We start from the raw sequence: 18536 nt of genomic DNA on the forward strand, positions 1-18536 counted from the left end.
CCGGATTCCCCCTGAACCACCCACATCCCCGGACGCGACACCGTTTAGTCGATGCCGCACACCCAACGGGTATGGACACCGAGTCGCTCGTCGAGGTGCTGGAGGCTGCCGGGCTGTCGCCGTACCAGGCAGATGCCTACGTCACGCTTCTGGACCTCGGGGCCGCCTCGGCGACGAATGTCGCCGACGCCAGCGACGTGCCCGGGCCGCGCATCTACGACGTCCTCGAATCGCTCGAGGACCGGGGCTACGTCGAGACGTTCGAGCAGGCCGCGCTCCAGGTTCGCGCACACAGCCCGTCGAAGGTGCTCGAAGACCTCAGGGGGAAGGCGACCCGGCTGGAGCGGGCCGCCGAGGAGGTCGAAAAGCGGTGGGACCAGCCGGAGTTGGCCGCCGGTGACGCGAGCATCGTGACGCGGTTCCGCACCGTCATCACCCGCGCGAAGTCGTTCATCGCGGAGGCGAACCACCAGATCCTGCTGTCGGCGACGGTGGAGAACTTGGAGCGGCTCCGGCCCGCCATCGAGGACGCGGCCGACCGCGGCGTCTCCGTCCGCGTGTCCGTCCACACCGACGACGACCGGACCGCCCTCGACGTCGATCGCTTCGCGGAGTGCTGTACGGAGATCCGCCACCGCCCCCTGCCGGCGCCGTTCGTCGCGCTCGCGGACCGGCGACGCGCCTGCTTCGCGCACCCGCCGGATTCCTACGACCGCTACGGCGTCCTCGTGAACGACAGGACGCACACCTACGTGTTCTACTGGTACTTCCTCACTTGTCTGTGGGAGCCGTGGGAGCAGATCCACCGGCCGGACGACGGCTACCCGATCGAGTACTTCGACGTGCGGCACCTGGTCCGGGACCTCCGCGAGATCGACTGGCGGGAGAACCCCGTCCGGTTGCGTGTGGAAGGCTACCACACGGACACCGGCGAGGCGTGTCAGATCGAGGGGCTCGTCACCGACATCCGGGTCCCATTCGAGACTGAGGCCACAAACGGGTTCGAACTCTCCGGCCAAGTGACAGTCGACCTCGACATCGACGGCGAACACATGAGCATCGGCGGGTGGGGTGCGATCGTCGAGGACGTCGAGGGGACCAGACTCACCGTGATCGGATAACCGCTGGCCCCGACACCGGGTTTTGTTCGTCACCGGTCCGACCGTCCCCGACACCGGGTTTCCACCGCCACTGGTCCGATCGCCTCGCCGGCGTCAACTCGTCCGACCGCCCGGTGGGAATCGGCTCCCACGGGCCACGGCTGCCGACATCCGCGGTTCGTTCAATTAACAACACCGATTGTAAAAACCCGTACCTATATTAATTATTGTTACTTACACCCACAGACGATGCCCGAAAACGACAGATCGAACAGCGTCTCACGACGACAGTACCTCGCGGCTACGGGTGCGCTCGGCGCGGCCGGGCTCGCGGGCTGCTCGGGTGGTGGCGGCGACGGCGGCGGTGGCGGTACCGACGAACCGATCGACACCGACGCGCCCGACGAGGAGGTCACGATCCAAGTCGCGGCCGACTCGAACTTCGCGAACGCCGCCGACGACATCATCCAGACGCTCCGCGAGGACGGGGGGCTGCCGGAGAACATCGACATCGAGTTCCTGGCCGGCTCGTTCACGACCGGCGACCGGCGCTCACAGTACCAGCAGATCCTCTCGGCCGGACAGCAACGGCCGACGATCATGATGATGGACAACGGCTGGACGATCCCGTTCATCGCGCGGAGACAGATCGCGAACCTCAGCCAGCAGCTGCCGAGTTCGATCACGGACACGGTGACGAACGATTACCTGGGGAACATGGTCGCCACCGCCCAGGGACAGACCGGCGACCTCTACGGGATCCCGCTTTTCGCGGACTTCCCGACGATCCAGTACCGCAAGGACCTGATGCGCGAGGCGGGCTACTCCGACTCCGACTTCGAGACGTGGGCCACCGAGCCGATGCGGTGGCAGGAGTTCTCCCAGGCCGTCCGGGAGACGATGGACGCCACTGACACCCAGATGGGGTTCACCTGGCAGGGCGACAACTACGAGGGGCTGTCGTGCTGTGACTTCATCGAGTTTATGGGCTCACACGGCGGGTCGTACTTCGGCGAGTTCGAGAACTACTTCGGGCCCGTCGGCGACCGCCCGATCACCGTCAACGACGAGAGCGTCATCAACGCGATCCGGATGATGCGGACGTTCATCTACGGGCAGGACGACTCGACGGCGCTTGAGGGGTACGCCGACATCTCGCCGGACGCGGTGGTTTCCTACACCGAGGAGCCCTCCCGGGAGCCGTTCACCAACGGCAACGCCGTCGCGCTCCGCAACTGGCCGTACTCGATCAACATCAACGCCGCGTCGGACGTCTTCGGCGAGGACCTCGGCGTGATGCCGATCCCGTACACGGTGCCGCTGGGCGAGTCCCAGTACGGGACGATCGGCGGGAGCACGTCCGCGCTGGGCGGCTGGCACCTCACGCTCAACCCCAACGCCAGCGACGTCCGGAAGCAGGCCGCCGTTCAGCTGTTCCGCGCGCTTCAGACCGACGAGGTCCGCCTCCGGATGTTCGAGATCGGCGGGTGGATCCCCCCGATCCCGGACCTCATCAACACCGAGCGGACTCGGGAGCTCGATCCGATCGGACGCTACGTCGACAGCCTGCAGGTCGCCGGCGAGAACGCGCTCCCGCGTCCGGTCACCGTCGTCTGGCCGCAGGAGTCGAGCCAGATCGCGACCGAGGTCAACGCCGCCCTCCGACAGGAGAAGAGCCCCTCGCAGGCGATGTCCGACCTCGAATCGTCGCTGCAGTCGATCGAGGAGCAGGCGTAGACCGAGTGAACGCGTACCATACACTTATTATCGAATGAGCAATCATTACGGATGTTGGTACTATGAGCACTGAACAACGGCGGGCCGGGTCGGTACCGGACGAGCGCTCGGGGGTGTACGCGTCGGTCGTCACCTGGATGGAGAACCTCTCGGAGACCCAGTACGCGTATCTCCTGTTGACGCCGGCGTTCGTAGTGCTCGGCGTCATCGCCTTCTGGCCGCTGCTGTCGACGTTCCGCCTCTCGCTTTTCGCCGACAGTCTGGGACAGGCCAGCGTCGGGGGGTTCGTCGGCGTCGAGAACTACGTCGCGATCCTCACAGGCGAGCGGACTGCACTGTTGCCCGCACCGTTCCTCCCCGAAGCGCTGACGGTACAGGCGTTCTTCAACAGCGCGCTCACCGTGACGATCCTGTTCACGGTCATCAGCGTCTTCTTTGAGACGTTGATCGGGTTCGTCCAGGCGCTCGTCCTCGATCAGGACTTCCGTGGCCGGCGGTGGGTCCGGGTGGCGATCATCCTGCCGTGGGCGATCCCGATCGTCGTTCAGGGGATGATCTTCTTCCTGATGTTCCAGCCGAACGTCGGGTTCCTCGTCGGCACCTCCGAGAACCCCGCGTTCCTGAACCAGCTCGGGCTCCTGACGACGACGCCGCTGGCGAACGCCCAGGACGCGACGATGATCGTCATCGTCGGCGACATCTGGAAGACGACGGCGTTTATGGCGCTTCTGATCCTCGCGGGGATGCAGGCGATCGACCGCGGGCTCTACGACGTCGCGAAGGTCGCCGGCGCGTCGCCGTGGCAGCGGTTCAAGTACGTCACGCTGCCGATCATCCTGCCGACGGTGATGGTGGCGATGCTGTTCCGCACGATCCAGGCGATGCGGGTCTACGGGCTCATCGAGACTGTCGCCGGCTGTACGACCGTGCCGTCGCTGTCGTGTCTGGTTGTCACGACGTTCAACAACCGAATGCTCGGGTCCTCTGCGACCATCGCGTTCATCACCGCCGCGATCATCGCTGCCGCGGTCTCCGTGTACATCGTGGGCTACGCCCGTGGTGGCCAATGAGCGGCGACGACGACGCCCGGTCGGACGGCGGGATCGCCGCCGGCCGGACCGGCGCCGAACGGGAGCTCAAACGCGGCCCGGTCCAGCGGTGGGTCAACAAGGCGATCAAGGACCCACAGCGGGTCTACCGCGCGATGTTCTACGTCGCAACGATCTTCTTCCTCATCACGACGCTTTTTCCCTTCTACTTCCTTCTGGTGCTCGCGATCACGCCCGACACCGGGGCGCTCGCGGTTCTCCCGCAGCTGAATACGCTTCAGTTCGGCGTGTTCCTGGAGGTGTTCCAGAAGATCAACTTCCTCCGGTACATGATCAACAGCATCGTCCTGGCGCTGACGACCACCGCCCTGGTGCTGCTTCTCGCCAGCCTCGCGGGGTACGTCTTCGGCCGCCTGGAGTTCCCGGGGCGACAGCCGATGATGCTGCTGATCCTGGCGATCAGCTACTTCCCGCCGGCGGCGTTCTTCGTGCCGCTGTACCAGCTGTTCACGGGGAACGTGATCTCCGGGGTGAGCCTCTACAACACGCCGGGGTCGATGATCCTCCCGTTCAGCGCGCTCTTTATGCCGCTGTCGATATTCATCCTCACGACGTTCTACGGGCAGATCCCCGACGGGCTCGAGGACGCCGCCCGGGTGGAGGGGACGACGCGGCTCGGCGCGCTGTTCCGCGTGATCGTCCCGCTGTCGGCGCCCGGCGTCGCGACCGCGGGGGTGCTCACCTTCATCGCGGTCTACAACGAGTTCTTCTTCAGCCAGCTGATGAACAACGGCCAGCCGGAGAACTGGGCACCGATCGTCGGCGGCCTCCTCAGCCTCCAGCGCGCGGGGCAGTTCGAGGTCACCTACGGCGTTATGGCGGCCGGTAGCATCATCGCGGTGATCCCGGTCGCCGTCCTGGTCGTGATCGCACAGGAGAAGATCGTGAGCGGACTCACCTCCGGGGCACTCAAGGAGTAACACTATGGCACGAGTACAACTCGAACACGTCACCAAACGGTACGACGACGTAACGGCCGTCGACGATATGAACCTCGACATCAACCACGGGGAGTTCGTCACTCTCGTGGGTCCGTCGGGGTGCGGCAAGTCGACGACGATGGAGACCATCTCGGGGCTGACGGTGCCCACGGAGGGCACCGTCCGCATCGGCGAGCGGGACGTGACGAACCTGCCGCCGAAGGACCGCGGGATCTCGATGGTCTTCCAGAACATCGCGCTGTTCCCGCACATGGACGTCTATGAGAACATCTCCTTCGGCCTCCGCCTCCGCAACTACGAGAAGGAGGAGATCGACGATCGGGTCGACGAGGCCGCGGAGGTCGTCGAACTGGAGGGGATGCTCGATCGGATGCCCGACGAGATGTCCGGCGGGCAGCGCCAGCGGGTCGCGATCGCCCGGGCGATCGTCCGCGATCCCGACGTCTTCCTGATGGACGAGCCGCTGGCGAACCTGGACGCGAAGCTCCGCGTCCATATGCGCACGCAGCTTCAGCGGCTCCACCGCGAACTCGACACGACGATCATCTACGTCACGCACAACCAGGCGGAGGCGATGACGATGTCCGACCGGATCGCGGTGCTCGACACCGGCCAACTCCAGCAGATCGCGCCGCCGCTGGTCTGTTACAACGAGCCGGCGAACCTCTTCGTGGCGACGTTCATCGGCTCGCCGTCGATGAACACGATCGAGGGGGAGATCACGAACGACGGGTTCGCCTCCACGTACGGGCAGGTCGCCGCCGAGTTCGACCCGACCGCGTTCGGGCTCACGCCCGGCCAGTCGGTCACGCTGGGCGTCAGGCCGGAGGACGTCTACGTCACCGCCCTCGTCGATGACCTCGCACACCCGACGGCCCCGATCCCGACCCGCTCGGACGTGCTCGAACCGATGGGCGACGAGATCTTCGTCTACCTGGTGACCGAGGACGTCGCGGAGGGCGGCAGTATGGAGGAGGGCTCGGACCCCGGCGAGATCCTGATGAGCGTCGACCCCGACAGCGACATCCAGGAGGAAGAGGAGATGGACGTAATCTTGGACCGCTCGAAGCTCCACCTCTTCGACGAGGACGGCGAGGCGATCACCCACGGGCTCGTCGAGGCGCCGGCCGCGGCAGGCGGCCCCACCGGCACGGAGGTCGAAGGGGACGACTGATGGTCGAGTTCGCCGTCCTCGCGTACGTGGGCGCAGTGATCTTCCTGTTTTTCTTCTGGGCGTACGGGTTCGTCTCCTTCGCCCTGGACCTGAAGAACAAGATCATCCCCGGTATCCGTCGGTACCGCCGCGGGCGGCGCAAGCAGGCCGAAGAAGAGCGGGAGCGCCGCGAGCGCGAGGAACGCGAAGAGCAGCTCTACTGACGGTCGACAGTTCCCGCCGACGAGGCGTTTCAGTTCGATGGTGTGATCGGCAGACTGTTGCACGAGGGTCGGGTTCAAATTCCGAGGCGTGGGCACCAGTATACCGAGTGCGAGGAACGCTCGCCGCGAGCCGTCGGTCCCGTCGGATCGTGCGACGATGAACTCCGCTGCCGACGTACTTACTGGATTTTTACTCGGTTTCCAGTAAATATCTCGAAAAACTCAAGTGCTCGGGGGACCTCCCTACAGACACAATGAGTATGAACACAGTCCTTCTCGCGATCGGATCGCAGGACGAACACCGGCTCCCGGAACTCGTCGACACCGCGACGTCGATCGTCGACTCCGACGGGCGAATCGTGCTGCTGCACGTCTTCGACCGGGACCAGTACGACACCATCGAGGCACAGCTCCACCTCGGCGAGGACTCCGAAGTCACGCCCGACGACATCTCGAAGCGCTCGCGGCTCGTCGGCGAGGTCACGGAACGACTCGACGAGGCGGGCGTTGACTACGTCGTCCGCGGCGCTCTCGGCGACGTCTCCGACGCCATCCTCCGACGGTCGCGGTCCGAGAACGCCGACCTGGTCGTCGTGGGCGGGCGCAACCGCTCGGCCACCGGGAAGGCGCTGTTCGGTTCGACGGCACAGAAGGTGCTGCTGGAGTCAGAAGTCCCAGTGACGTTCGTGAAGGCGCAGTCGAAGAAGCCGCAGCGCGCCGCTGCCCCCGCGTAAGCCGACCTCCGTTCGGAGCCGTCTCTCGTTTTCAGTACCCCGCCGACAAGTGCTAACCCCGCCGGCCCGAACCCCGCGTATGAACGGCGACCGGCGACGGTTTCTGCGGGCGGGACTCGCGGCCGGCACCCTCGCGTTCGCCGGGTGTGCCGCGAGCCCCCCGACATCCGACGGCGACGGAGCCACGAACGGCGGGACCACCGCACCCGACGACGCCGGCGGGGACGGAACCCACGAGGTCGAGACGATCGTCGACGACCTCGATCAGCCCTGGGGACTCGCGGTCGCGCCCGACGGCGCAACCCTGGTCACCGAGCGCCCGGGCGGGTTCGTCCGGGCCGCCCCCGACGGCACGACGACCCGGATCGACGGCACGCCCGAGGTGTTCGCCGGCGGCCAGGGCGGGCTGCTGGACGTGGCGCTTCACCCCGACTACCCCGACAGCCCGTGGGTGTATCTCACCTACTCGGTGGCGAACGGCGCGGGCGAAACCACGACCCGCCTCGGTCGCGGTCTGCTCGCGCCCGACGGCGCCCGACTCGACGACTTCGAGGTCCTTCATACCGCCGAGCCGTTCGTCGAGTCGAACGGCCACTTCGGCTCCCGGGTCGTCTTCGGCCCCGACGACCGCGCGTACGTCACCGTCGGCGACCGGCAGTTCAAGGACTTCGGCCCCGAGCACACCGCCCAGGACCTGACCACCGACCACGGGGCCGTCCTCCGGTTCGAGCCGGACGGGTCGATCCCATCCGGGAACCCGTTCGTCGACGACCCCGACGCCCGGGACCCGATCTTCAGCTACGGCCACCGCAACCCGCAGGGACTCGCGGTCCACCCCGGGACGGGCGACCTCTGGGAGCACGAACACGGCGAGCAGGACGGCGACGAGATCAACATCCTCCAGCAGGGCGGCAACTTCGGGTGGCCGGTCGCGACCGAGGCCTGCACCTACGGCGGCGGCGAGCCGATCGGTGTCTCCCACGACGACCGCGCCGACGTCGTCGCCCCGGTCCACTACTGGCCCTGCGGCTCCGGCGGGTTCCCGCCCTCGGGGCTCGCGATCTACGACGGGTCGGCGTCGGCGTGGTCCGGCGACCTGTTCGCGGGCAACCTCGCCGGGCAGTACCTGGGTCGGTTCGCGGTCGACGGTCGGGAGGTCACGGAGGTCGGGCAACTGCTCGCCGACCGGGAGTGGCGGATCCGGGCAGTGACGGTCGGCCCCGACGATGGGCTCCTCGTCGCGGTCGACGCCGATCCCGGGCCGTTGGTGCGGCTCACACCCGCGTGAGTGCGAGATCCGCCCGTCTCAGTCCGCGCCGCTCCCCACGGCGAACCGCTCGGTCCGCTCGTCGGCGTCGGAGGCGGTGACGAGCGACACCCCGACCGTGAGAAGCAACGACAGCACCATCCCGTAGAGCGCGAAGTCCCACGTCAGGTACGTCGACCCGAGGACCGTCACGCCGCCGACGGTGAACGGGGGAACGAACACGTGGGCGAGGTAGAACAGTTGCGACCCCCCGATCCCGGCGAGCATCCCCCGGCGAGTCGTCTCCGGCCAGTAGAGCGCGACCATCACGGGAAGCGCCAGTTGTGCGTACCCGCCGAAGGCGGTGCTGCCGATCTCCACTAAAGTGCCCGGCCGGAACAGGCTGGCGACGAACGTCCCGGTCGCGAACGCGGCGACGCCGATCCGGCCGAGCCACGCCTCCCGCTCGTCGTCGGCGTCGGGGTTCACGAACGGCCGGTAGAGGTCGCGTGTGAGATACGAGGATCCCGACAGCAGCATCGAATCGGAGGAGGACATCATCGCTGCCATCGCGCCGGCGATCACAAGCGCCGCGAACCACGCCGGGGTGTAGGCGTTCAGGAGCACGGGGATCACGTTCGCACCCTCCGGGACCGCCACGCCGAGCCCCGCCGCCCACGTCCCGAGCAGGAACGCGGGGACGAAGAGTAGAAGCACCAACACCGGCCACAGCGTGAACGACCGCTTCAGCACGCGGGCCTCTTTCGCGACGAAGAACCGTTGGTTGATCTGTGGGAACATCGTGACGCCGAACGCGATCGTCACGGCCTGGGCGATCATCCACTGCGGGGAGTAGAGCCCCCCGCCCAGCGAGAGGAACTCGGGGCGGTTCCTCGCCAGTGCCGTCGACACTTCGCCGAAGCCGCCCGCACTGGTAAGCACCCACCCGACGGCGACCCACACGATCCCGAGCATGAACACGCCCTGGATCGTGTCGGTCCACGCGACGCCGCGGAGTCCCGCGAGGACGACGTAGCCGATCATGAACAGCGTGATGAACGCTGCCCCCGCCCAGTACGGTACCGCGCCGCCGGTGAGTCCGACGATCGCCTCGCCCGCGCCCATCTGCTGGAGCATCACGTAGGGGAACAGCCAGAACAGCGACACGCCAGCCACCAGCGCGCGGAGGCGTCTCGACCCGAACCGGTCGCCGAGCATCTCCCCCAGGGTGACGTACCCCTCGACGCGACCGATCAGCCACTGGCGGTAGCCGATTGCGTACCAGAGGATCGCAAACAACAGTCCGTCCATCACGCCCATCACCAGGATCCACTCGGGCCCGGCGTTGTACGCGAGGGTGGGACCGCCGAAGAAGGTGAACGCCGAGAGCAGGGTCGCGAAGGTGGTAAACAGCAGCACGACCGTCCCGATCGACCGGCCCGCGAGGTAGTAATCCTCCGCGTCGCTGCCAGTCAGCCGGTAGGCGGCGACGCCGACCGCGAGCGCGACGAGCAGGTACGCGCCGAGCACGCCGAGTTGGACGACCAGGGCCGACTCAGCCATCGGTCCGCACCTCCCCGTCGACGTTCATTCCACGATCCCACGCCCCGCGGGTGAACCCCGCAAACGCGACTGCCGCCAGCACCATCCACCCGACGTGCCACCACAGCCACACGGGCAACCCCGCCCACGTCGTCGCGGATCCCCAGAGGAACCACGGAATTCCGAACGCGGTGAGCACTCCGAAGACGGCGATCCAGAGATAATCGGTCTTCTTTCGCGTCATCGAACGAAATTAAGCACTTCACGGTCGTAAGTATTTCTATATCTAATTCGGAGTAGTGAATCGAAGAGATATTTTTTTCGCGGTTCCGAACCGACAGCCAGCTTTCCCTCACGAGGTCGCCCGACCGACCGTATGCCTCGAAGCGCGGAGTTCGGGTTCCCGAGTACGACAGTTATTTGCCGGGAGCGGCCCGTATATATACACGTCATCGGGCTTCCCATGACGCGCACATCACTCACACGCCCCCACAGGGGGATTCACCAATGGAAGACACTGAAAAATACCTCATTCACGCGGCGATCACGGCGGACGGCGTCGTGGAGCGCTCCGACGTCGTCGGGGCCATCTTCGGGCAGACCGAGGGCCTCCTCGGCGACGACCTGGACCTCCGGGACCTCCAGCAGTCCTCGAAGGTCGGACGCATCGACGTCGAGATCGACTCCCAGAACGGGCAGTCGTTCGGCACAGTCACCATCGCGAGCACCCTCGATCGGGTCAAGACCGCGATCCTGGCGGCCTCGCTCGAAACCATCACCAGAGTCGGGCCCTGCCGGGCCACCGTGGAGGTCACCGACATAGAGGACGTCCGGGAGGCAAAGCGCCGCGAGGTCGTCGAGCGCGCGAAGGAACTCCTCTCGGAGTCGTTCGACGAGAGCGTGATGTCCTCCTCGGAGATCCTCGACGAAGTGAAAGAGAGCGTCCGGATCGAGGACATCGGCGAGTACGAGGGCCTCCCCGCCGGCCCCCGGGTCGGCGAGTCGGACGCGGTCGTCGTCGTGGAGGGGCGAGCCGACGTGCTGAACCTCCTCCGCTACGGGGTCAAAAACGCGATCGGGGTCGAAGGTACCAACGTCCCCGACGCGGTGGCGGACCTCACCCAGGAGCGGACCACGACCGCGTTCCTCGACGGCGACCGCGGCGGCCGGCTCATCCTCCGTGAGCTCACGCAGGTGGGCGACGTCGACCACGTCGCGTTCGCGCCCGAGGGGCGGTCCGTCGAGGACTTAGACCGCCACGAGGTGTTCGCGGCGCTCCGGAACAAGGACCCGATCGGCGCAGTCGAGGTCGATCCTTCGAGGTCGGCCGACACCCACGACGACCCCGAGGGTGAGCCGCCGGACCCTCGACAGGGGTCGCCGACGACTGAGTCGGCGGCCCCGCGGGCCGACAGGCTCGACGCACAGGAGTACGAGTACGACGCCCACGACGGGTCGCGAGCCGCGCGTTCGGACGCCAGCGACACCGAAGCCTCGACGGGGGCCACCCCGGCGGACGACGACGCGGCCGCCACGGCGTCAGCGACGGCGGACCCCGACGGCTCCGCGAGCGCTCCCCCGGCGTCGAACGGCACCGCCGAGGCTGCCTCGACCGGGGATCGGGGGACCCCGGAGACGTCGTCCCCCCGCGAGGCCGACGACGGCGACGTCGAAGGCGGGGCCGACGGGACCGGCAGCGACGCTACCGACGGTGAGGCCTCGCCGCAGGCGGCCGACGGCGCCGACAGCGGTGGAGACGGCGCCGACAGCGACGACGCACCCGACGCGGACGACGCCCCGCGCTCGCTCGCGGACCACGTCCGGGAGGTCATCGACGGGGACAGCGGCACCGTCCGGCTTCTCGACGACGACCTCGCGACCGCCCGTGAGGCGCCCGCTGCCGACGCGTTCGACGCCATCGACGGGGCCGACCCCGCCCCGTACGCGGTCGTCCTCGACGGGGAGTTCACCCAGCGGCTGCTCGACATCGCGGCCCAGCGCGGCGTCGACCACGCGATCGCGGCCACCACCGGCGAGTTCGTGAAAAAGCCGGTCGGCGTCAGGCTCCGCACCGCCGACCAGCTCGCGAACTCCGTCGCAGGCTGACCCCGGCGGTCCGAGCGCAAACCCGACTCAGCCGTGCGCTTCGGGCACGTCGTGAGCGTACACAACTGCCTCGTCGGCACAGCCCTCGACCGACTCGTAGAACTGCGGCCGGCGGTCGAGCGGGCGGAAGTCGGCCGACTCGTACAGCGACCGCGCAGGGTCGTTGTCCGCCGCGACCGCGAGCGTCACCCGCGTTCCGGGCGCCTGTCTGTCGACGACGGCGTCGACCAGCGCCCGCCCGTGGCCCTCGCGGCGGTAGTCGGGGTGGACCACCAGCTCCGCGAGGTGCGTGTCGCCCTCGCCGATAACCAGCGCGTAGCCGACCGGGTGGTCGCCGTTTCCGGCGGCGTCGTCCCCGTCGACGGCGACCAGACAGGTCCCGACGGCTTCCGCCGCTGCGAGCAGCCGGGGCGACGGCGCGTCGAGAAGCGTCTGCAGCGAGGCGATCGCGGTAGCGTCGCCGGCGCGTACGGGGCGGATCACGGCGGGGTCAGGACCACGAGCGCCGCGACCGCGCTCACGAGCGCCCCGATCAGGGTGGCCGCGAAGTTGACGGCCTCGTTCCCGACCGCGGCGCCCTCGACGGTCGCACCCAGCAGGCTGTCGACGGTCATCCCGGCCAGCCCGCCGGCCGCGACCGCGGCCGCACCCATCGGCGACACGTCGGGGAGGAGCCCGAAGGCGACGCCGGCGACGACCACCGCGCCGAGCAGCCCGAACACCTCCCCCTGCCAGGTGACGCCGCCGTCGGTCCCGGGCGGCACGCGTTCGAGCGTGGTGATCAGCCGCGGGTTGTCGTAGAGCCCGCCGAGTTCCGACGAGAGCGTGTCGCTCAGCGCCGCCGCCATCGACCCGGCGAAGGCGTACTGGAACAGCGTCCCCTCGACCGGCAGCGACGGGCTGGCGGCGAAACAGAGCACACACGCCAGAGCGACGGCGGCGTTGCCGAGGACGTTTCCGGTCCCGCGAGCCCCGTCGTTCTCCTCGGCGATGCCGCGGCGCTGTTTCTCGTCGTACCGGTACTTGGTGGAGAGCGCGCCGACGCCGAAGAAGGTGATGAGTACCGCGAACCAGCCGAACCCGCCGAACACGACGACGAGCAAGCCGAGCAGGACGCCCGAGAGCATCCCCGCTACCGACGCCGTGCCCAGCGCGTAAGAGGTGTACCCGAGCGCGACCGTGATCGCGAGTCCGGCGGCGACGTGGACCGTTCCGACCCCGGTCGCCAGCCCGTCGAACAGCCACAGCAGCAGCCCGGTCGACAGCATCACTACGGGGTCGTCGCGCTCGAACAGCATCTCGCGGAACAGCGCGGCCACGAGCGTCCCGGCGACCGCGAGGAAGGCAAACCGGGGGAGGGCGAGCGGCGAAGCGGTCAGCGACGCCACCGCGACCTGGCCGCCGACACCCGCCGCGCTCCCCACGGCGGCGAACCCCGCGACCCCCAGAAACGGGTTGTCGGAGGTCTCGGCCACCAGCCGCTTGCCGAGGTTGCCGTAGGACAGCACCAGGACCGACGCGACGAACAGGCCCATCGGCAGCCCGAGTTCGGTAGTGAGGATCGCGAGGCCGGCGGCGGCGAGCGCGAACCCGGTCAGCCCGTTCAGGCGTCCCTCGCGCCGGTCGGCCGGACGTGCGAAGAGGTCGAACAGGGGGCCGTCGGTGATCACGAAGGCGGCGAGCAACGCCACGGCGGCGAAGGGCGCGAACGCGGCCCGCCCCAGCGCCGGCGCGGCCACCGCCACCGTCCCCACGAGGGCGAAGCCGCCCGCCCGCCGAAGCGTCGGTTGCACACGTCTCGATACCGCCGACGCGCACTTAACCCTCCCGACATCGGGCATTACGGGCGAATTCCGTCGTCTCGCGACGGTCGGATAGCGCCCGGCGTCGACCACAACCCCGAGGCATATATCCTCGAAGCCGCCACCACCGACCGTGGGACTGTACGACCGTTACCTCGCCCTCCGCCACCGGTTTCACGACGCCGATCCGCCGGAACACGTCGCGGTCGTGATCACCGAACGCGACCTGCTCGAACAGGGAGCGTACGCCACGCTCGCGGAGTTCCTCCGGTGGGCCTTCGAGTACGGGGCCGCGCGGGTCACCGTCTCGGTGAGCGTCCTCGACGAGGCGGTGGTACCCACCCTCGCCCGCGAACTCCGCGCGATCGACGCCCCGCGGCCGGTCGCGGTCCGGGTGCCCGAGGACACCGAGCGCGCCGACGCGCCGGTCCGGATCAACATCGGCCTCGGCGGCAAGCGGGAGTTCGCGGCGGCGGTGCAAAGCGTCGCCGAGTCCGTCGACGCGGGTGAACTCGACCCCGACGAGGTCAACGCCGATCGGATCGAGGAACAGCTGGTGTTCGACGACGACCCGGACCTCCTGATCAAGACCGGGGCCGAGCGGCTGTCGGACTTCATGATCTGGCAGTCGGTGTACGCGGAACTGTACTTCACCGACGTGAACTGGCGGGACTTCCGCCGGCGTGACTACCTCCGGGCGGTGCTGGACTACCAGAACCGACAGCGGCGGTTCGGGCGGTAGCCCGGCGACGGGAAGCTAATCCGCCCCGTCGACCGACTCCGATCCGCGCTGCCGTTCCAACTCCGCGGAGACCTTCCGGGCGCCCGCGGAGGGCAGCTTGGCCCGGAGCCGCCCGGCGACCGCGGCCGCGTCGTCGAGTTCGGCGTCGGCGACCGCGCGGAGCAGCGCCACGGCGCGTTCGCTTCTGGACTGCTGCCAGGACTCCTCGCGGGACTCGTAGGTCCGGAGCCCACGGAGGAAGTCGGCCTTCGAGAACTCCGGCCAGTAGGGCGCACAGAAGTACGCCGCCGCCTCGTTGCCGTTGGCGTGCCACGGCAGGAAGTTCGAGGTGCGCTCGTCGCCGCCGGTCCGGATGATCAGGTCCACGTCCCGGGTGGTGTGTTCCGCCAGCCGCCGCTCGACGGCGTCGACGTCGACATCCGCGGGGGTGAGGTCGCCGTCTGCGACGTCTTCAGCGACCTCGCGGGCGGCACCCAGAAGCTCGGCCCGTCCGCCGTACGCCAGGGCGATGTTCAGCCGGAGGCTGTCGTACGTTGCGGTCCGGGACTCGGCGTAGTCGACCGCGTCCCGAACCCGCTCGGGGAGTCGGTCGACGTCGCCGATCGCCCCGATCCGGACCCCGTTGTCGTGGACGCGGTCGGCGTCGGCGAACTCGTAGAGCTTCGACTCGATGAGGTCGAAGAGGGGGTCGAGTTCGTCGTCGGGGCGCTCGAAGTTCTCCGTGGAGAAGGCATACAGCGTCAGCTCTTCGATTCCGAGCTCCTCACACCACTCGAGCACCTGCTCTGTGGTCTCGGCGCCCTCGCGGTGGCCGTCGGGGGCGTCGGCGCCGCGCTCCTTCGCGTACCGGCGGTTGCCGTCCTGGATGATCGCGACGTGCGCCGGCGCGGTCCCGAGCTGCTGGCGGAGCATCCGCTCGTAGGCGCGGGTGAGGCGTCGACGCAGCCAGCTCGCCATACCCGACCCACTCCGTCGTGGGATATGTGTCTTTTCGTTGGCGTCTCCAGGGAATCGGGAGCGGCCGCCCACCGACGGGATCGACTTGGGAGTTGCGCTCGCGAGTCGTATTTGGACGCGCGATAGCCGACCGAAATCCACCGTCGGGTGGGACTGGAAGGGCCCGAGCGCGAGGGGGCTTCCGGGGAATACGACCTCTTGATCTCGGCGATTCCATTCTCATCTGAAAAGCACTCTCAGGGATGCGACACGGTTTTGCCGGATCCCGATGAATCGCCGGGTATGATCGGGAGACAGTTCCTCCGTGAGAATCCGGAGACGGTTCGTGCGGCGCTGGAGCAGAAGGGGGTCACGGACGTCGATCTGGACCGGATCCTCGAGGTCGACGCGGAGTGGCGCGAGCTGAAGCAGCGCGGCGACGACCTCCGTCACGAGCGCAACGAGATCTCCTCGAAGATCGGGGAGCTGAAGGCCGACGGCGACGACGAGGCCGCCCAGGAGGCCATCGAGCGGTCCCAGGAGCTAAAGGGGGAACTCGACGAGGTCGAGCGGCGCGCCGACGATCTGGAGGCCGAACTCGAAGCCGCCCTGCTCGAACTCCCGCAGATCCCCGACGACGACGTACCGGTCGGGGAAGACGAGTCCGAGAACGTCGAGCGCCGACGCGAAGGGTTCGACGACCTGCGGTCGCTCCCCGATCCGGTCGTCCCCCACTACGACTTGGGCGAGGAGCTCGACGTCCTGGATTTCCGGCGGGGCGCGAAAGTCACCGGCGGCGGGTTCTACTTCACGAAGGGCGACGGCGCGCGACTGGAGCACGCCCTGGTGCAGTTCATGCTCGACGTCCACCGCGAGCAGGGGTACGTCGACGTCTTCCCGCCGATCCCGGTGAACTCCCGGTCGATGGTGGGTACCGGCCAGCTCCCGAAGTTCAGCGAGGACGCCTACCGGGTCGGCGGCGCGAACGACGACGCGTGGGACGACGACGACCTGTGGCTCTGCCCCACTGCGGAGGTGCCGGTGACGAACATGTATCGGGACGAGATCCTGCTCGACGACGACCTCCCCTTAAAAATCCAGGCGTACACCCCGAACTTCCGCCGGGAGGCGGGCGAGCACGGCACCGAGACCCGCGGGATCGTCCGCGTCCACCAGTTCAACAAGGTCGAGATGGTGAACTTCGTGCCGCCCGAGGAGAGCGAGGAGCGCTTCGAGGGGCTCATCGACGAGGCCGAGGAGGTGTTGCGGCGGCTCGATCTCCCCTACCGGATCCTGGAGATGTGTACCGGCGACCTGGGGTTCACACAGCGGAAGAAGTACGACCTCGAAGTGTGGGCGCCGGGGGACGATATGGACGACGGCCCCGAGGCGGGCGGCCGGTGGCTGGAGGTCTCGTCGGTCTCGAACTTCGGGGCGTTCCAGGCGCGGCGGGCGGGGCTCCGGTATCGCCCGGAGCGCCACGAGTCCGCGGAGTACCTCCACACGCTCAACGGGTCGGGGCTCGCCATCCCGCGGGTGATGGTCGCGATCCTGGAGTACTACCAGAACGACGACGGAACCGTGACGGTCCCCGAGCCGCTCCGGCCGTATATGGGCGGCACCGAGGTCATCGAGGGCCATACCCCGGTCGGCGAGTCCGCGGTCGGCGACGGCACGCGGGAGTAGCCCTCCCGAAACGCGTCTTAACGACCTATTAACCGGCATATTCGGCTAAATCGGGCCAAACTGCGGTGCAGTGTCGATCCGTTTCTTGCCCGTACGACCCCCATTGGCGTGTATGACCGACACGACGCGTGACGCCGACCGTCCCGACGCGGCCGCCTGGGAGACCATCGCCCACCACGACTTCGGCAGTACGGACGAACTCGACGCCACCATCCTGACCGCCCTCGACGGCGAAGGGCCGAACCAGCCGCTGTACGCGACCGTCGACGTCGAGCCCGCCGAGCGGTTTCTCGCCTCCGTCGGCGGCGCCGACGCCGCCGTCGTCTTCCGCATCGCCGGCCGCCCCGTCCGGGTGTCGGCCGACGGGCGCGTGCAGGTCCGACGGACGACCTCCGAGTGAGACGCCCCGCGCGACGAACGGCTTTTCTCCGCGGCCCGCGTCGGTTGCGGTGTGACCGCCGATGCCGACGAACGCCCGACAGTCGACGCCGACCGCCCGGGCGCCGAGTCCGCGGAGCCGACGCTCCACGCCCGGTACGAGGGCGACGACGACCCCGAGAAGTGTACGGCGCGGAAGCTCGCGCGCTTCGACCTCATCGACCTTCACCGATCGGACCGCGACACCCCGTACGGCGTCGTCCTGAACCCACACGCCGAGCAGGCGCTGTCGCCGGCGGACGGAGACGGGGCCCCGCTCGTCGCGCTCGACTGCTCCTGGGACTCGGCGGGCGAGGCGCGGTTCTCGCTCCCCGGGGAGCACCGCGCGCTCCCGTACCTCGTTGCGGCGAACCCGGTCAACTTCGGCCGCCCGCTGCGGCTGACCACGGTCGAGGCGCTGGCGGGCGCGCTCGCCATCTTCGGCCGTCGGGACCGCGCGGCCGACCTCCTCTCGAAGTTCACCTGGGGACATACGTTCCTGGAACTCAACGCGGAGCCGCTCCGGCGGTACGCCGCGTGTGCCGACTCGGCGGCCGTCGTCGAGGTCCAGCAGGAGTATCTCGACCGGGGCGGGGAGTGAGGGTCGCTACTCGTGTTCCCTGAGTACGGGTTTGAGCGCGGCGGCGAGTTCCTCGAACCGCGTCATCGACATCCCGTCGGTCGTCACCCACGCGCCGGTCGCCTCGGTCACGACACGGACGAGATACCCGTGCTCGAACATCCTGACGGTCGCCCGGTACTCGCCGAGTTCGGTCCCGCGGTACTTCTCGCCGGTCTCGAACCCGGTGCGTTCGATCTCCGCGAACCCGAGCAGGTCGGCCGTCCGGTCCAGATCGGATCGCAGGTAGACCTGTTCGACCGCGTCGTCGGTGAAGTAGACGACGCTGCGCAGTTCGTCGCCGATCACCGTTCGGCACGCGCTCGTCAGTTCCTCCGCGAACGTGGGGTCGATATTTTCAGCCATAGCGAATTCGGAGAGTACGCGGGGTTGATCTCGTGGCTGCATATAACTACTGACGCTGCGGTCGCCGAACGGACGC

19 protein-coding genes are annotated in these 18536 nt (G+C 68.2%); 13 read left to right on the plus strand and 6 right to left on the minus strand.

What is annotated here, in order from left to right; translation table 11 throughout:
• Positions 1 to 71 precede the first annotated feature (71 nt).
• The 8 genes from H5V44_RS11845 (at position 72) to H5V44_RS11880 (ending at position 8286) form a co-directional block, all read left to right on the plus strand.
• On the plus strand, positions 72 to 1121 hold the full coding sequence (locus tag H5V44_RS11845) for a TrmB family transcriptional regulator (RefSeq protein ID WP_185193345.1): 1050 nt from the start codon (positions 72 to 74) through the stop codon (positions 1119 to 1121).
• Positions 1122 to 1349: 228 nt separating this feature from the next.
• Positions 1350 to 2837: an extracellular solute-binding protein gene (locus tag H5V44_RS11850; RefSeq protein ID WP_185193346.1), complete on the plus strand. Its 1488-nt coding sequence runs from the start codon at positions 1350 to 1352 to the stop codon at positions 2835 to 2837.
• Between the two features lie 62 nt (positions 2838 to 2899).
• Complete coding sequence (locus H5V44_RS11855) at positions 2900 to 3907, plus strand: carbohydrate ABC transporter permease (protein ID WP_394354535.1); 1008 nt, start codon at positions 2900 to 2902, stop codon at positions 3905 to 3907.
• Complete coding sequence (locus H5V44_RS11860; protein WP_185193347.1) at positions 3904 to 4866, plus strand: carbohydrate ABC transporter permease; 963 nt, start codon at positions 3904 to 3906, stop codon at positions 4864 to 4866. Before H5V44_RS11855 ends, H5V44_RS11860 begins: the two co-directional genes overlap by 4 nt.
• A gap of 4 nt (positions 4867 to 4870) precedes the next feature.
• Entirely contained in the window at positions 4871 to 6061 is a 1191-nt protein-coding gene (locus H5V44_RS11865) for an ABC transporter ATP-binding protein (protein ID WP_185193348.1), read from the plus strand.
• Positions 6061 to 6264: a hypothetical protein gene (locus H5V44_RS11870; protein ID WP_185193349.1), complete on the plus strand. Its 204-nt coding sequence runs from the start codon at positions 6061 to 6063 to the stop codon at positions 6262 to 6264. The genes H5V44_RS11865 and H5V44_RS11870 overlap by 1 nt, the downstream gene beginning before the upstream one ends.
• A gap of 254 nt (positions 6265 to 6518) precedes the next feature.
• Complete coding sequence (locus tag H5V44_RS11875) at positions 6519 to 6998, plus strand: universal stress protein (protein WP_185193350.1); 480 nt, start codon at positions 6519 to 6521, stop codon at positions 6996 to 6998.
• Between the two features lie 79 nt (positions 6999 to 7077).
• On the plus strand, positions 7078 to 8286 hold the full coding sequence (locus H5V44_RS11880) for a PQQ-dependent sugar dehydrogenase (protein ID WP_185193351.1): 1209 nt from the start codon (positions 7078 to 7080) through the stop codon (positions 8284 to 8286).
• A gap of 18 nt (positions 8287 to 8304) precedes the next feature.
• Here H5V44_RS11880 and H5V44_RS11885 read toward each other — a convergent pair whose 3' ends face one another.
• Complete coding sequence (locus H5V44_RS11885; RefSeq protein ID WP_185193352.1) at positions 8305 to 9807, minus strand: sodium:solute symporter family protein; 1503 nt, start codon at positions 9805 to 9807, stop codon at positions 8305 to 8307.
• Complete coding sequence (locus tag H5V44_RS11890) at positions 9800 to 10030, minus strand: DUF3311 domain-containing protein (protein ID WP_185193353.1); 231 nt, start codon at positions 10028 to 10030, stop codon at positions 9800 to 9802. The genes H5V44_RS11885 and H5V44_RS11890 overlap by 8 nt, the downstream gene beginning before the upstream one ends.
• A gap of 263 nt (positions 10031 to 10293) precedes the next feature.
• Here H5V44_RS11890 and dnaG point away from each other — a divergent pair, with 263 nt between their 5' ends.
• Positions 10294 to 11892 (plus strand): DNA primase DnaG, encoded by a 1599-nt coding sequence (gene dnaG, locus H5V44_RS11895; protein ID WP_185193354.1) that lies wholly within the window; start codon positions 10294 to 10296, stop codon positions 11890 to 11892.
• A gap of 27 nt (positions 11893 to 11919) precedes the next feature.
• Here the strand turns inward: dnaG and H5V44_RS11900 are convergent, their stop codons facing one another.
• Entirely contained in the window at positions 11920 to 12375 is a 456-nt protein-coding gene (locus H5V44_RS11900) for a GNAT family N-acetyltransferase (protein WP_185193355.1), read from the minus strand.
• Complete coding sequence (locus tag H5V44_RS11905) at positions 12372 to 13685, minus strand: DUF92 domain-containing protein (RefSeq protein WP_185193356.1); 1314 nt, start codon at positions 13683 to 13685, stop codon at positions 12372 to 12374. Before H5V44_RS11905 ends, H5V44_RS11900 begins: the two co-directional genes overlap by 4 nt.
• A 142-nt stretch (positions 13686 to 13827) precedes the next feature.
• Here H5V44_RS11905 and H5V44_RS11910 point away from each other — a divergent pair, with 142 nt between their 5' ends.
• Entirely contained in the window at positions 13828 to 14436 is a 609-nt protein-coding gene (locus H5V44_RS11910; RefSeq protein WP_185193357.1) for an undecaprenyl diphosphate synthase family protein, read from the plus strand.
• Between the two features lie 15 nt (positions 14437 to 14451).
• Here the strand turns inward: H5V44_RS11910 and uppS are convergent, their stop codons facing one another.
• Positions 14452 to 15393 carry a polyprenyl diphosphate synthase gene (gene uppS / locus H5V44_RS11915; RefSeq protein ID WP_185193358.1) on the minus strand — a complete coding sequence of 314 codons (942 nt, stop codon included), beginning with the start codon at positions 15391 to 15393 and terminating at the stop codon, positions 14452 to 14454.
• A gap of 282 nt (positions 15394 to 15675) precedes the next feature.
• On the opposite strand from uppS, the gene serS reads away from it, so the two are divergent.
• The 3 genes from serS (at position 15676) to H5V44_RS11930 (ending at position 18076) form a co-directional block, all read left to right on the plus strand.
• A complete protein-coding gene (gene serS, locus H5V44_RS11920) occupies positions 15676 to 17058 on the plus strand; it encodes a serine--tRNA ligase (RefSeq protein ID WP_185193359.1) in 1383 nt (460 codons plus the stop codon).
• Positions 17059 to 17170: 112 nt separating this feature from the next.
• Positions 17171 to 17458, plus strand: a complete 288-nt coding sequence (locus H5V44_RS11925; RefSeq protein ID WP_185193360.1) for a HalOD1 output domain-containing protein — start codon at positions 17171 to 17173, stop codon at positions 17456 to 17458.
• Between the two features lie 51 nt (positions 17459 to 17509).
• On the plus strand, positions 17510 to 18076 hold the full coding sequence (locus tag H5V44_RS11930; protein WP_185193361.1) for a DUF367 family protein: 567 nt from the start codon (positions 17510 to 17512) through the stop codon (positions 18074 to 18076).
• A 6-nt stretch (positions 18077 to 18082) separates the two neighbouring features.
• On the opposite strand, the gene H5V44_RS11935 is transcribed toward H5V44_RS11930, so the two are convergent.
• Positions 18083 to 18460 (minus strand): DUF7522 family protein, encoded by a 378-nt coding sequence (locus H5V44_RS11935; protein ID WP_185193362.1) that lies wholly within the window; start codon positions 18458 to 18460, stop codon positions 18083 to 18085.
• Between the last annotated feature and the right edge of the window lie 76 nt (positions 18461 to 18536).

Source organism: Halobellus ruber, from assembly GCF_014212355.1.
Lineage (GTDB): Archaea > Halobacteriota > Halobacteria > Halobacteriales > Haloferacaceae > Haloquadratum > Haloquadratum rubrum.